The 12,704-nt window shown below is 72.4% G+C and carries 9 protein-coding genes; 6 read left to right on the top strand and 3 right to left on the bottom strand.

Going from position 1 to position 12,704, the window contains the following annotated elements; all coding sequences use genetic code 11:
• Positions 1-152 precede the first annotated feature (152 nt).
• A complete protein-coding gene (gene ileS / locus ACIG5E_RS30375) occupies positions 153-3,302 on the bottom strand; it encodes an isoleucine--tRNA ligase (protein ID WP_396538778.1) in 3,150 nt (1,049 codons plus the stop codon).
• A gap of 642 nt (positions 3,303-3,944) precedes the next feature.
• Here ileS and ACIG5E_RS30370 point away from each other — a divergent pair.
• From ACIG5E_RS30370 to ACIG5E_RS30355, 4 genes are all read left to right on the top strand, one after another.
• Complete coding sequence (locus ACIG5E_RS30370; protein ID WP_396538776.1) at positions 3,945-4,415, top strand: TraR/DksA family transcriptional regulator; 471 nt, start codon at positions 3,945-3,947, stop codon at positions 4,413-4,415.
• A 220-nt stretch (positions 4,416-4,635) separates the two neighbouring features.
• Entirely contained in the window at positions 4,636-5,235 is a 600-nt protein-coding gene (gene lspA / locus ACIG5E_RS30365; RefSeq protein WP_396538774.1) for a signal peptidase II, read from the top strand.
• 88 nt (positions 5,236-5,323) lie between these two features.
• Positions 5,324-6,262, top strand: coding sequence for an RluA family pseudouridine synthase (locus ACIG5E_RS30360; protein WP_396538772.1), 939 nt, complete (start codon positions 5,324-5,326; stop codon positions 6,260-6,262).
• A 1-nt stretch (position 6,263) separates the two neighbouring features.
• The gene (locus tag ACIG5E_RS30355) at positions 6,264-6,725 is read left to right on the top strand and encodes a GNAT family N-acetyltransferase (RefSeq protein WP_396538770.1); all 462 of its coding nucleotides are present in this window, start codon (positions 6,264-6,266) and stop codon (positions 6,723-6,725) included.
• 133 nt (positions 6,726-6,858) lie between these two features.
• On the opposite strand, the gene ACIG5E_RS30350 is transcribed toward ACIG5E_RS30355, so the two are convergent.
• The gene (locus ACIG5E_RS30350; protein ID WP_396538768.1) at positions 6,859-7,878 is read right to left on the bottom strand and encodes a mechanosensitive ion channel family protein; all 1,020 of its coding nucleotides are present in this window, start codon (positions 7,876-7,878) and stop codon (positions 6,859-6,861) included.
• Positions 7,879-8,050: 172 nt separating this feature from the next.
• On the opposite strand from ACIG5E_RS30350, the gene ACIG5E_RS30345 reads away from it, so the two are divergent.
• Together ACIG5E_RS30345 and ACIG5E_RS30340 are read left to right on the top strand one after the other, a co-directional pair.
• Complete coding sequence (locus ACIG5E_RS30345) at positions 8,051-10,879, top strand: alpha/beta fold hydrolase (protein ID WP_396538766.1); 2,829 nt, start codon at positions 8,051-8,053, stop codon at positions 10,877-10,879.
• A complete protein-coding gene (locus ACIG5E_RS30340; RefSeq protein WP_396538764.1) occupies positions 10,876-11,748 on the top strand; it encodes an ABC transporter permease in 873 nt (290 codons plus the stop codon). Before ACIG5E_RS30345 ends, ACIG5E_RS30340 begins: the two co-directional genes overlap by 4 nt.
• 33 nt (positions 11,749-11,781) lie before the next feature.
• On the opposite strand, the gene ACIG5E_RS30335 is transcribed toward ACIG5E_RS30340, so the two are convergent.
• Positions 11,782-12,420 (bottom strand): TetR family transcriptional regulator, encoded by a 639-nt coding sequence (locus ACIG5E_RS30335; protein WP_396538762.1) that lies wholly within the window; start codon positions 12,418-12,420, stop codon positions 11,782-11,784.
• Between the last annotated feature and the right edge of the window lie 284 nt (positions 12,421-12,704).

Raw genomic sequence — 12,704 nt, 5'->3', positions numbered from 1 at the left:
CATCGCCCTCGTCATGCTCTGCCTCGGCGGCAACCGACCCACCCTGCCACGCCGCCAACCCGCATGATCACACCCACAGGTACATCAGAAGAGCCGGAAAAGGGAACCGCCGCCCGGCTCGGATGAGCTGGGCGGCGGTTGCCTTGGTTCGGTCAGGCCTTGCGGAGCTGGAAGGCGAGGCCGAGGGATTCGTCGGTGAAGGTCTCGGAGTTCCAGTCGGCTGCGCCGGCGGCGAAGTCGGTGGCGAGGACCTCCTCGGCGACGAGGGGGCCGTGCTCGGCGATGGCCTCGGCGGTCTCCTCCGCGGTGGCGCGCCAGCGGAGGACGATGCGGTCGGCGACGTCCAGGCCGGAGTTCTTGCGGGCCTCCTGGATCTGGCGGATGGCGTCGCGGGCGATGCCGAGGCGCTTCAGCTCCGGGGTGATGGCCAGGTCGAGGGCGACGGTGGCACCGGACTCGTTGGCGACGGCCCAGCCCTCGCGCGGGGTCTCGGTGATGATCACCTCGTCGGGGGAGAGGGTGATCGTCTCGCCGTCCAGTTCGACGGAGGTGGTGCCCGAGGCGCGCAGTTCGGCGGCCAGGCGGGCGGCGTCGGTGGCGGCGACCGCCTTGGCGACGTCCTGCACGCCCTTGCCGAAACGCTTGCCCAGCGCGCGGAAGTTGGCCTTGGCGGTGGTGTCGACCAGGGAACTGCCGCCCGCCCCGGACGGGGACGACGCAGAGAGGGACTCCAGGGCGGAGACGTTGAGCTCCTCGGCGATCTGCGCGCGCAGGTCGGCGGGCAGCTCCTCCCAGCCCTGGGCGGCGACCAGCGCGCGGGAGAGCGGCTGGCGGGTCTTCACGCCGGACTCGGCGCGGGTGGCCCGGCCCAGCTCGACCAGGCGGCGGACCAGCGCCATGTGCCGGGAGAGCTCGGTGTCGATCAGGGTCTCGTCGGCCTCCGGCCAGGTGGCCAGGTGCACCGAGGCCGGGGCCTCCGGGGCGACCGGGACGACGAGGTCCTGCCAGACCCGCTCGGTGATGAACGGGGTGAGCGGGGCCATCAGGCGGGTGACGGTCTCCAGCGCCTCGTGCAGGGTGGAGAGCGCGGCGGCGTCGCCCTGCCAGAAGCGGCGGCGGCCGCGCCGGACGTACCAGTTGGAGAGGTCGTCGACGAAGCCGGAGAGCAGCTTGCCGGCGCGCTGGGTGTCGTACGCCTCGAAGGCGGTGTCGACCTCGCGGACCAGGGTGTTCAGCTCGGAGAGCACCCAGCGGTCCAGCTGCGGACGGTCGGCCGGGGCCGGGTCGCTCGCCGAGGGGGCCCAGTTCGAGGTGCGGGCGTACAGGGCCTGGAAGGCGACGGTGTTCCAGTAGGTGAGGAGGGTCTTGCGGACCACCTCCTGGATGGTGCCGTGGCCGACCCGGCGGGCCGACCAGGGCGAGCCGCCGGCCGCCATGAACCAGCGGACGGCGTCCGCGCCGTGCTGGTCCATCAGCGGGATCGGCTGCAGGATGTTGCCCAGGTGCTTGGACATCTTCCGGCCGTCCTCGGCCAGGATGTGGCCCAGGCAGACGACGTTCTCGTAGCTGTTCCTGTCGAACACCAGGGTGCCGACGGCCATCAGCGTGTAGAACCAGCCGCGGGTCTGGTCGATCGCCTCGGAGATGAACTGCGCCGGGTAGCGCTTCTCGAACAGCTCCTTGTTCTGGTACGGGTAGCCGTACTGGGCGAAGGGCATGGAGCCCGAGTCGTACCAGGCGTCGATGACCTCGGGCACGCGGGTGGCGGTGCCGCCGCAGTCGCGGCAGGCGAAGGTCACCGCGTCGATGTACGGGCGGTGCGGGTCGAGGGCGCTCTGGTCGGTGCCGGTGAGCTCGGACAGCTCGGCCAGCGAGCCGACGCAGGTGAGGTGGCCCTCCTCGCAGCGCCAGATCGGCAGCGGGGTGCCCCAGTAGCGGTTGCGGCTGAGCGCCCAGTCGATGTTGTTGTTCAGCCAGTCGCCGAAGCGGCCGTGCTTGACCGTGTCCGGGAACCAGTTGGTGGCCTCGTTCTCGCGGATCATCGCGTCCTTGACGGCGGTGGTCCGGATGTACCAGGACGGCTGCGCGTAGTAGAGCAGCGCGGTGTGGCAGCGCCAGCAGTGCGGGTAGCTGTGCTCGTACGGCAGGTGGCGGAAGAGCAGGCCGCGCTCCTTGAGGTCCGCGACCAGGGCCTCGTCGGCCTTCTTGAAGAACTGGCCGCCGACCAGCGGGACCTCGGGGGCGAAGGTGCCGTCGCCGAGCACCGGGTTGACCACCGGCAGGCCGTACTTGCGGCAGGTCGCGAGGTCGTCCGCACCGAAGGCGGGGGACTGGTGGACGATGCCGGTGCCGTCCTCGGTGGTGACGTAGTCGGCGTTGAGGACGTAGTGGGCGTTCTCGATCTCGACCAGGTCGAAGGGGCGGCGGTAGGCCCAGCGCTCCATCTCGGCGCCGGTGAAGGACTCGCCGGTGGTCTCCCAGCCCTCGCCGAGCGCCTTGGCGACCAGCGGCTCGGCGACGACCAGCTTCTCGTTGCGGTCGGTGGCCACCACGTAGGTGACCTCCGGGTGGACGGCGGCGGCGGTGTTGGAGACCAGGGTCCACGGGGTGGTGGTCCAGACCAGCATGGCGGCCTGGCCGGCCAGCGGGCCGCTGGTGAGCGGGAAGCGGACGTAGACCGAGGGGTCGACGACGGTCTCGTAGCCCTGGGCCAGCTCGTGGTCGGACAGACCGGTGCCGCAGCGCGGGCACCAGGGGGCGACCCGGTGGTCCTGGACCAGCAGGCCCTTGTCGAAGATCTGCTTGAGCGACCACCAGACGGACTGGACGTACGACGGGTCCATCGTCCGGTAGGCCTCGTCGAGGTCGACCCAGTACCCCATGCGGGTGGTCAGCTCGGTGAAGGCGTCGGTGTGGCGGGTCACCGACTCGCGGCACTTGGCGTTGAACTCGGCGATGCCGTACGCCTCGATGTCCTGCTTGCCGGAGAAGCCCAGCTCCTTCTCGACGGCGAGCTCGACCGGGAGACCGTGGCAGTCCCAGCCAGCCTTGCGGGCGACGTGGTAGCCCTTCATCGTCCGGTAGCGCGGGAAGACGTCCTTGAAGACGCGGGCCTCGATGTGGTGGGCGCCGGGCATGCCGTTGGCGGTCGGCGGGCCCTCGTAGAAGACCCACTCGGGGCGGCCCTCGGACCGCTCCAGGCTGCGCTGGAAGATCTTGTTGTCCTGCCAGAAGGACAGGATCTGGTGCTCCAGGGCAGGCAGATCCACCTGCGCGGGAACGGGGTTGTAGGAGCTGCTCATCGCGGGCGTCTACCTCCGGCGGATGCTGGGACTGGATCCTCCGGAGGGACGAGACGGACCGGCCGCCCCGCGGTACCACCCTCCTTGGCCGCGGTGCTGCGTTGCGGCCCTCTTGTTTGGGCTTGCTGCCGGGTCTAGTGGGCCGCTGCGGGCTGCGCGGTGGCCGTTCTTCCGGCGGCTCCGGGGTGATCTTCCCGCCGTGCACACCCCCGGGCTCGCACCGTCCCCGGGTCGCTGGTGGCTGCGTACGTCGGTACTCGTCCCATCTGCGCCTTGCAGGGCCAGTGTATCGGCCGGGCGAGACGGTTTGTCCAAAGGGATTCGGGGGAGTGGGTCCGGGGGCGCCATCCGGGCCGGTCAGCGGGGGCGGTTAGGCGGGGGAGAGGTGGGCACAAGTCTGTCAGCGCGCGGGGCGTGGCGGTTGGGGCGGCTGCCTGGGTGGGAATCATCGTGAGGCGCCGGTATGTCATGTTGTGACCGGTTTTGATCGGGATTATCGTTCCGGCACTGGAAGCCGCCGGGAACCGGCGGCTCGATTCGTTCGTAGATGGGGTCGAAGCCATGGCTGAGAAGGCAACCGGCGCGGGTACCGCCACGAAGCGGGCACGCAGGGCCGTGGCGGCCGATCCAGGGGAGGGGACCGTGACCACTACCGCACCTCAGAAGACCACCAGTACCGACACCGTCACCGTGCCGCGCGGAGCCGAGTCGGTCGACCCGGCGACCCTGCCCGTCCGGCCGGGCGAGGACGCCTGGACCTCGGACGAGGTCCACGAGCTGCACGACGAGCTGATCAGCGACCTGGAGCGGCTGCGCGGGGAGATCGACGCCGCCGACGCCGCGATCGCGGGCCTGATGCGCGACTCCAACGACGGAGCCGGTGACGACCAGGTGGACGCCGGTACGAAGAACATCTCGCGGGAGAGCGAGCTGGCGCTCGCCAACAACGCGCGGGACAGCCTCGCCCAGACGGAACGCGCCCTGGAGCGGCTGGAGGGCGTCGGCTTCGGCATCTGCGAGTCCTGCGGGCAGGCCATCGGCAAGGCCCGGATGCAGGCATTCCCCCGGGCCACGCTCTGCGTGCAGTGCAAGGCCAAGCAGGAGCGCCGCTGAACCCGGACGCCGACCGGGCGACCGGCCGCGCCACCGGGGCGACGCGGGGGGTCGGGCTTGCCGTACGCTCGACCCCGTAACGTCGCCTGACTCGTCGGTACGGACGCGTTCAGGCCCTCACCGGTTCACATCGGCAGCGGAGCGGATCATCAGTACGCAAGGTTCCCCTCAGACCCGGGGCGAGGCCGTCCCGAACCCCGCCGATGACGCGGAGGTGGCCATGGCGGATACTGTGGAGCCGACGGGGCCCGCAGAGCCGACCGAGCCCGCCGAAGCGGCCCCGGCGGGCGGCGCCACGGCTGTGGACGAGCCCAAGGGCCGGCGCCGGGTCGGGGTGCTGCTGGTCGTCGCGGTGCTCGCCTTCCTGATCGACCTCGGCAGCAAGCTGCTGGTCGTCGCCAAGCTGGAGAACCACGCGGCGATCAAGGTGATCGGCGACGTCGTCACCTTCCAGGTGATCCGCAACTCGGGCGCCGCCTTCGGCATGGGGCAGGCGCTGACCGTCGTCTTCACGATGATCGCCTCGGCCGTCATCGTGGTGATCTGGCGGATCGCCCGCCGGCTCTACAGCCTTCCGTGGGCGATCGCGCTCGGGCTGTTGCTCGGCGGCGCCCTCGGCAACCTGACCGACCGGCTGTTCCGCGCGCCGGGCGTCTTCCGCGGGCACGTCGTGGACTTCATCTCGGTCCAGCACTTCGCGGTGTTCAACCTCGCGGACTCGGCGATCGTCTGCGGCGGCATCCTCGTCGTGCTGCTCTCGTTCCGCGGCAGCAACCCGGACGGGAGCGTGCACCAGCCGGCGGAGAAGGGCGAGAAGTAGGGCCCGTGCCCGGCCTCGATCCCCGGCCTGGTGCCGGGCGGGCCACCGGCGGGCGGGGCCGGGGCGCCTTTCCGGCATACTCGTACGGGTGAGTACCGCAGCGCAGATCCGCAGCCTCCCCGTTCCCGACGGCCTGGAGGGCGAGCGTCTCGACGCCGCCCTCGCCCGGATGTTCGGCTTCTCCCGGACCAAGGCCGCCGAGCTGGCCGCCGAGGGCAAGGTGACGCTCGACGGCGCCGTGGCCGGCAAGTCGGACCGGGTGACCGCCGGTTCCTGGCTGGAAGTCGAGATCCCCGCCCCCGCCGCCCCGGTGCAGATCGTGGCCGAGCCGGTCGACGGCATGCGGATCGTCCACGACGACGAGGACATCGTGCTGGTCGACAAGCCGGTCGGCGTCGCCGCGCACCCGAGCCCCGGCTGGACCGGCCCCACCGTCATCGGCGGGCTCGCCGCGGCCGGCTACCGGATCTCGACCTCCGGTGCCGCCGAGCGGCAGGGCATCGTGCACCGGCTGGACGTCGGCACCTCGGGGCTGATGGTCGTCGCCAAGTCCGAGCGGGCCTACACCGACCTCAAGCGGCAGTTCCACGACCGGGTCACGGACAAGCGCTACCACACGCTGGTCCAGGGGCACCCGGACCCGCTGAGCGGCACGGTCGACGCGCCGATCGGGCGCCACCCCAGCTCGGACTGGAAGTGGGCGGTGACCCGCGAGGGCAAGCCGTCCGTCACCCACTACGACCTGATCGAGGCGTACCGGGCGGCCTCGCTGATGGCCATCAAGCTGGAGACCGGCCGAACCCACCAGATCCGCGTCCACATGTCCGCGCTGCGGCACCCCTGCGTGGGCGACCTGACGTACGGCGCCGACCCGACGCTGGCGAAGCGGCTCGGGCTGACCCGGCAGTGGCTGCACGCCGTCTCGCTCGGCTTCGAGCACCCGGCGGACGGGCAGTGGGTCGAGTTCAGCAGCGAGTACCCGGCGGACCTGCAGAAGGCGCTGGACATCATCGCGTCGGAGAGCTGAGATGACGGTCTCCGTGCGGGTCGCCGAGGGGGAAGCCGACCTGGAGCTGGTGCGGGCGGTGCGGCGTGAGGTGTTCGTCGTCGAGCAGAACGTGCCGGAGGAGCTGGAGTACGACGAGTACGACGCCACCTCGGTGCACGTGCTGGCCGTGGGGGCGGACGGCGCTGCGCTGGGGACCGGGCGGCTGATCTTCGGCGAGGAGGCCCTGAAGCTGACCGGGGGCGTCGAGGGGCGGGTGCTGCTCGGGCGGCTCGCGGTCCTGGCGGCGGCCCGGGGGACGGGGCTCGGGGCCGAACTGGTCCGGGCGATCGAGGCGGCGGGGCGGGAGCGCGGCGGCGTCGAGGTCGAGCTGCATGCGCAGGTGCAGGCGCTCGGATTCTACGAGCGGCTGGGCTACGTGGCGGAGGGGCCGGTGTACGAGGATGCCGGGATTCCGCATCGGACGATGACGAGGGGTTTGTAGGACGAAGGGTTTGTAGGGGTGAGGGGCAGGCCCCGGGGCTTCGGTGCCGGTGGCCGCCCTCCGCTTCGCGCAGTTCCCCGCGTCCCTTCCGGGGCGCGGGGATTTCTGTTCTGCCGGGGGAGTTCGGCCCGGGTCAGGTATCGGTGGTGCGGAGGCGGGGGAGGGCATGGGGGTGTTCGTCGCGTAGGTGGGCGATGAGCTGTTCGCGGATGTCGAAGCGGAGCTGGGCGGCGTCCTCGGGGCTGCGGGCGGTCATGGTGGCGCGGACGACGATGGTGCTGGGGGTGGTGTCGGTGACGTTGAGGGCCCACTCGTCGCCGTCCCAGAGCGGGTGCTGTTCCAGGCGGGTGTGCAGGGCCGCGCGGAGTTCGTCCACCGGGGTGCTGTGGTCGAGGTGGAGCAGGACGGCGGCGAGCAGGCCGGGGTCGCGGCGGGTCCAGTTCTCGAAGGGCTTGTTGACGAAGTAGGAGACCGGGACGATCAGCCGGCGGTAGTCCCAGAGCCGGACCACCAGGTAGGAGAGGGTGATCTCCTCGACCCTGCCCTGCTGGCCGTCCACCACCACGGTGTCGCCGATCCGGACGGTGTCGCCGAAGGCGATCTGCAGGCCGGCGAAGAAGTTGCCCAGGGTGCTCTGGGCGGCGATGCCGGCCACGATGCCGATGAGGCCGGCCGAGGCGAGCAGGCTGGCGCCGACGGTGCGCATGGCGGAGAAGGTCAGCAGCATCACGGCGGCGGTGACCACGACGATCACCGCGCTGACCACCCGGCGGAGCATGCTGATCTGGGTGTGCACCCGCTGCACCCGGGCCGGGTCGCCGGTGACCGTCTCGTAGCGGCGGAGCAGCGCCTCCAGGACGGCGGCCACCACGCGGACGGTGAGCCAGCCGAGGGAGGCGAGCAGGAGCAGCAGGAGCAGGTGGTGGGCACCCTCGTCCTCGGCCAGGTGGAAGATCCGCTGGAGCGGGTTGGCGGCGAGCAACAGGGCTGAGGCGACGGCGAGTTGGAGCGGGATGCGGCAGCGGCGGAGCAGCGCCCAGACCGGGGCCTCGGGGTGGCCGGCGCTGATCCGCTGGAGGGCCTGGTCGACGATCCAGCCGACCGCCAGGGTGGCGGCGACGGTGGCGAGCAGGGTGATCAGCGGCCAGAGCACGGGGACCTTCTCGGGGTGACTCGGGATGTTCTCGGGATGTTTCCGGAGTGTTCTCGGGGCCGGGGAGAGCCGGGTGAGCCGTACGATACCGGGATTCAGCGGGGCGAACCGGGCGAAAAGGGCTGGTGGCTTTATCGGACGCCTACCCGGACGACGGATACGATCAGCCCCCATGGAGTTCGGTGGGGCATGGCGTCGGTGGCGCGGCCGGGGTACGTCGGTGCGGCGCAGGGTGCTGGCCGGGGCGGTGGCCCTGGTGGCGGTGGCCGGGGTCGGCGCGGTGACGGTGGCGTCGGGCAGTGAGCAGGCGGTCCATCAAGAGGATCGTTTCCTCAGCATGCCGGAGACGCCCGGCAGCACCCAGCAGGTCCAGCTGGACACCTCCTTCTTCACCACCGGCACCAGCCCACGACCGGCCGTCCTGCTCGCGCACGGCTTCGGCGGCTCCAAGGAGGGCGAGCGGGACCGCGCCGAGCAGCTGGCCCGGCAGGGCTACGCGGTGCTGACCTGGTCGGCGCGCGGCTTCGGGCACTCGGGCGGGAAGATCGGCCTGAACGCGCCCGACCGCGAGGTCGAGGACGTCAAGCACCTGGTGGACTGGCTGGCCCAGCGCCCCGAAGTGCAGCTCGACGGGCCCGGCGACCCGCGGGTCGGCATCACCGGGGCCTCGTACGGCGGGGCGATCTCGCTGCTGGCCTCGGCGTACGACCACCGGATCGACGCGGTGGCCACCCAGATCACCTGGTGGAACCTGGCCGACGCGCTGTTCCCGCAGGGCGTGCAGGGTTCGGGCGCGGCGGACGGCGTGTTCAAGAAGCTGTGGGCCGGGATCTTCTTCACCACCGGCTCGGCCGCCCCTGGTTCGGCGGGCGGTCTCGGGCCCTCGGGCGGTGCGCCGCGAGAGGCCGCCAAGCCGGACGCCGGCAAGCCGGACGCGACGGCGGCGGACGGGCAGGTCGGGTGCGGGCGGTTCCTGGAGTCGCTCTGCCAGATGTACGACCGGGTCGCGACCGCGGGGCACGCCGACCCGGAGGCCGTCGCGCTGCTGGACAAGTCGAGCCCGTCCTCGGTGGCGGCGCAGCTCAAGGCGCCCACGCTGGTGGTGCAGGGGCAGCAGGACTCGCTGTTCCCGCTCGACCAGGGCGACCAGATCGCCCGGGCGGTGGCGGCCAACGGCGCGCCCGTCTCGGTGGACTGGTTCGCGGGCGGGCACGACGGCGGGACGGACACCAGCGCCCGGGTGGACGACCGGGTGACCGCCTGGTTCGACCACTACGTCAAAAGGCTCGGCAACGACACCGGCCCGGGGTTCCGGGTCACCCGGACCGGCGGGGTCGACTCGACCGGCTTCCAGGCCGTACTGCGCGGCGCCGACGCCGACCGGTACCCCGGGCTCGGCGGCACCGGGACGCGGTCCGTCGAGCTGACGGGCGGGGAGAAGCCCGTCGCCAACCCGCCCGGCGGGGCGCCGCCGGGGATCTCGACGCTGCCGGGGATCGGCGCGCTGAGCCAGGCCGCCTCGCTCGGGGCCGGGCTGTCGCTGGACTTCCCCGGGCAGAACGCCGCCTTCGACTCGGCGCCGCTGGACACGCCGCTGCACCTGACCGGGCAGCCGACCGTACCGGTGCGGGTGAAGGCGGACCGGCCGGACGCGGTGCTGTTCGCGAAGCTCTACGACGTCGGACCGGACGGCAAGGCGGTGCTGCCGGAGCAGCTCGCCGCTCCGCTGCGGGTGACGGGCGCGGACGAGGGGAAGACGGTGACGGTCCGGCTGCCCGCCGTGGACCACGACTTCCCGGCCGGGCACCGGCTGCGACTGGTGCTGGCGTCCACCGACCTGGCGTACGCCTCGCCGAACGAGCCCGCCACCTACCGGGTGGCCGTCGCCGGGGTGCTCACCGCGCCGACGGTGCAGGAGCTGGTCACGGAGGCGGCGCCGCTGCCCGCGCGGACCTGGATGCTTCCGGTGGCCGCCGTGGTGGTGGCCGCGGGGCTGGTGCTGGTGCCGTGGGTGCGGCGGCGGCGATTCGTGGTCGACAAGTCCGCGGGGCCCTCGGGGCCCGAGTTCGATCCGGCGTTGGCCGGGGTGCCGCTGCGGATCAGCGGGCTGAGCAAGCGCTACAAGGGCTCCCAGGACCGGTACGCCGTAAGGGAGTTGGACTTCCGGGTGGAGCAGGGGCAGGTGCTCGGCCTGCTCGGGCCGAACGGCGCGGGTAAGACCACCACGCTGCGGATGCTGATGGGCCTGATCCGGCCGGACGCCGGGGAGATCCGGGTCTTCGGGCACCTGATCCACCCCGGGGCGCCGGTGCTCTCGCGGGTTGGCGCCTTCGTCGAGGGCGCGGGCTTCCTGCCGCACCTCACCGGGCGGGCCAACCTGCGGCTGTACTGGCAGGCCACCGGGCGGCCGGAGGCCGACGCGCGCTTCGACGAGGCGCTGGCCATCGCCGGGCTCGGCGAGGCGCTGGACCGTGCGGTGCGGACGTACTCGCAGGGCATGCGGCAGCGGCTCGCCATCGCGCAGGCGATGCTCGGGATGCCGGACCTGCTGATCCTGGACGAGCCGACCAACGGGCTGGACCCGCCGCAGATCCGCGAGATGCGCGAGGTGATGATCCGGTACGCGGCCGGCGGGCGGACCGTCATCGTCTCCAGCCACCTGCTGGCCGAGGTCGAGCAGAGCTGCACCGACCTGGTGGTGATGGACCGCGGGCGGCTGGTGACGGCCGGGCCGGTCGGCGGGATCGTCGGCGCCGGTGAGCTGCTGATGATCGGGGTGGCCGCGTCCTGCGACCCGGAGTCGGTGGTCGAGAAGGTCGGCGCGCTGGCCGGGGTCGGCTCGGCGGAGGCCGTCGAGGGCGGGCTGCTGGTCCGGCTGGACGGGCTCGCGGCGAGCGAGCTGCTGGCGGAGCTGGTGCGACTGGGGGTGCCGGTGGAGAGTGCCGGGTCGCAGCGGCGGTTGGAGGACGCGTTCCTGTCGTTGATCGGAGGTGCGGCGTGAGCGCCGGTACTACTACGGACCGGGTCCCCTCGGACCACGCTGAGGGGTACCGGGCGAGCCGGACGCTGCCGCTGCGGGTGGAGGCGATGCGTCAGCTGCGCCGGCGTCGCACGCTGGTGATCGGTGCGGTGCTGGCCGCGATGCCGTTCGTCATCCTGGCGGCGTTCCAGATCGGCGGCACCCCGGGGCGTCCCGACCGGACCACCTTCATCGACCTGGCCACCGCCTCCGGGGCGAACTTCGCCGTCACCATGCTGTTCGTGGGCACCGGCTTCATGCTGGTGATCCCGGTCGCGCTGTTCTGCGGCGACACGGTGGCCTCGGAGGCCAGCTGGTCCTCGCTGCGCTACCTGCTGGCCGCGCCGGTGCCGCGGGCACGGCTGCTGGCCCGCAAGTTCGCGGTCGGACTGGCGTTCTCGGCGGTGGCGATCGTCATGCTGCCCGCGATCGGACTGGTCGTGGGGACGGCGGCGTACGGGTGGGGGGATCTGAAGCTGCCCGCCGGGGCCAGCCTGCCCGCCGGGGAGGCGCTGCCGCGGATCGCGATCGCGGTGGCGTTCGTGTTCCTGAGCGAGCTGGTGATCGCCGCGCTGGCGTTCTGGCTGTCGACGGCGACGGACGCGCCGCTGGGGGCGGTTGGCGGGGCGGTGTTCCTGTCGATCATCACCGGGGTGCTGGACGCGGTCACGGCGCTGGGTGACCTGCGGGAGTGGCTGCCGGCGCACTGGCAGTACGCCTGGGCGGACGCCCTGCAGCCACAGCTGGAGTGGGGCGGCATGCTGCAGGGGGTCTCGTTGTCGCTGTCGTACGCGGTGGTGCTGTTGGCGCTGGCGTTCCGCGGGTTCGCGCGCAAGGACGTGGTGTCGTAGCGGGGGTGGGGCGGGGCGTGTCGGAGGGCCTCGTCAGGGGAGCGCGGGGCTCGGGGCCGGGCCGGCGGACAGGGCGGTGAAGAGCAGTCGCCACAGCGGTTCCCCGCAGCGGGTGGCGGTGCCGCTGTCTTCGGTGCCGTTGTCTTCGGTGGTGCTGTCTTCGGCGCGTTCGGCTGTGGTCAGCAGCCCTCGGATCACGATCAGCAGCAGCTCGGCGACCAGCGGCGGGCAGTGGTCGGGGAAGCCGCTGTCGCGCTGGGCGCGGCGGACCAGGTCGGTCAGGGTGCCGTGCATGTCGGCGAGGACGTCGGAGGGGGCGGGCGCCAGGTCGGGGTGCTCGACCGCGAGCCGGAGCGCGGCCCGTAGCCGTACGTCCGAGTGCAGCCGGTCGGCGAAGCCCACCACGACGCCTTCGAGCACGCCGGCGGCGTCGGCGTCCGGGGTGTCGTACGCGGCCCGCAGGCTCGTCCAGGTGTGCCGGGACTCGTCGATCAGGGCCCTGGCCAGCGACCGCTTCGAGGGGAAGTGGCCGTAGAGCGCGCCCTTGGTCATGCCGATGCGCTCGGCCACGGTGTTCAGCGTGGTGCTGTCGTAGCCCTGGACGGCGAAGACCTGGGCCGCGGCCGTCAGGACCTTCTCCCGTGTGCGTCGCGCCCGTTCCTGCTTGGCCATGGCCCTGCCCTCCGTCGTTGCCCGAGAGCTCATACATACCATCGGGATGGAATGTTGTTGCAAGGCTTTCCTTCGCGATTTGAATGTGCTTGTTGTGGCGTGTGGCATCGGGGCTAGAAAACATACCTGTAGGAATCTTGCGAACGCGTGAGCGGCGGGGGGGGGGGGGGGGGGGGGGGGGGGGGGGGGGGGGGCCGGCGGGGGGCGCGGGGGGCGCCGGGGGGGGGGGGGGGGGCCGGGGGGGGGGGGGGGCCGCGGGGGGGGGGGGGCCGGGCCGCCGCGGG

The organism is Kitasatospora sp. NPDC053057 (genome assembly GCF_044546945.1).
Taxonomy (GTDB): domain Bacteria; phylum Actinomycetota; class Actinomycetes; order Streptomycetales; family Streptomycetaceae; genus Kitasatospora.
The sequence above is the reverse complement of the archived record's forward strand: the minus strand, read 5'-3'. Positions and strand labels throughout refer to the sequence as shown.

Bases quoted from the DNA above. Each gene is read 5' to 3' on its own strand.
- ACIG5E_RS30355 (WP_396538770.1), top strand. From the start codon at position 6,264: ATGACGGTCTCCGTGCGGGTCGCCGAGGGGGAAGCCGACCTGGAGCTG.
- ACIG5E_RS30345 (WP_396538766.1), top strand. From the start codon at position 8,051: ATGGAGTTCGGTGGGGCATGGCGTCGGTGGCGCGGCCGGGGTACGTCG.
- ileS (WP_396538778.1), bottom strand. From the start codon at position 3,302: ATGAGCAGCTCCTACAACCCCGTTCCCGCGCAGGTGGATCTGCCTGCC.
- ACIG5E_RS30335 (WP_396538762.1), bottom strand. From the start codon at position 12,420: ATGGCCAAGCAGGAACGGGCGCGACGCACACGGGAGAAGGTCCTGACG.
- lspA (WP_396538774.1), top strand. From the start codon at position 4,636: ATGGCGGATACTGTGGAGCCGACGGGGCCCGCAGAGCCGACCGAGCCC.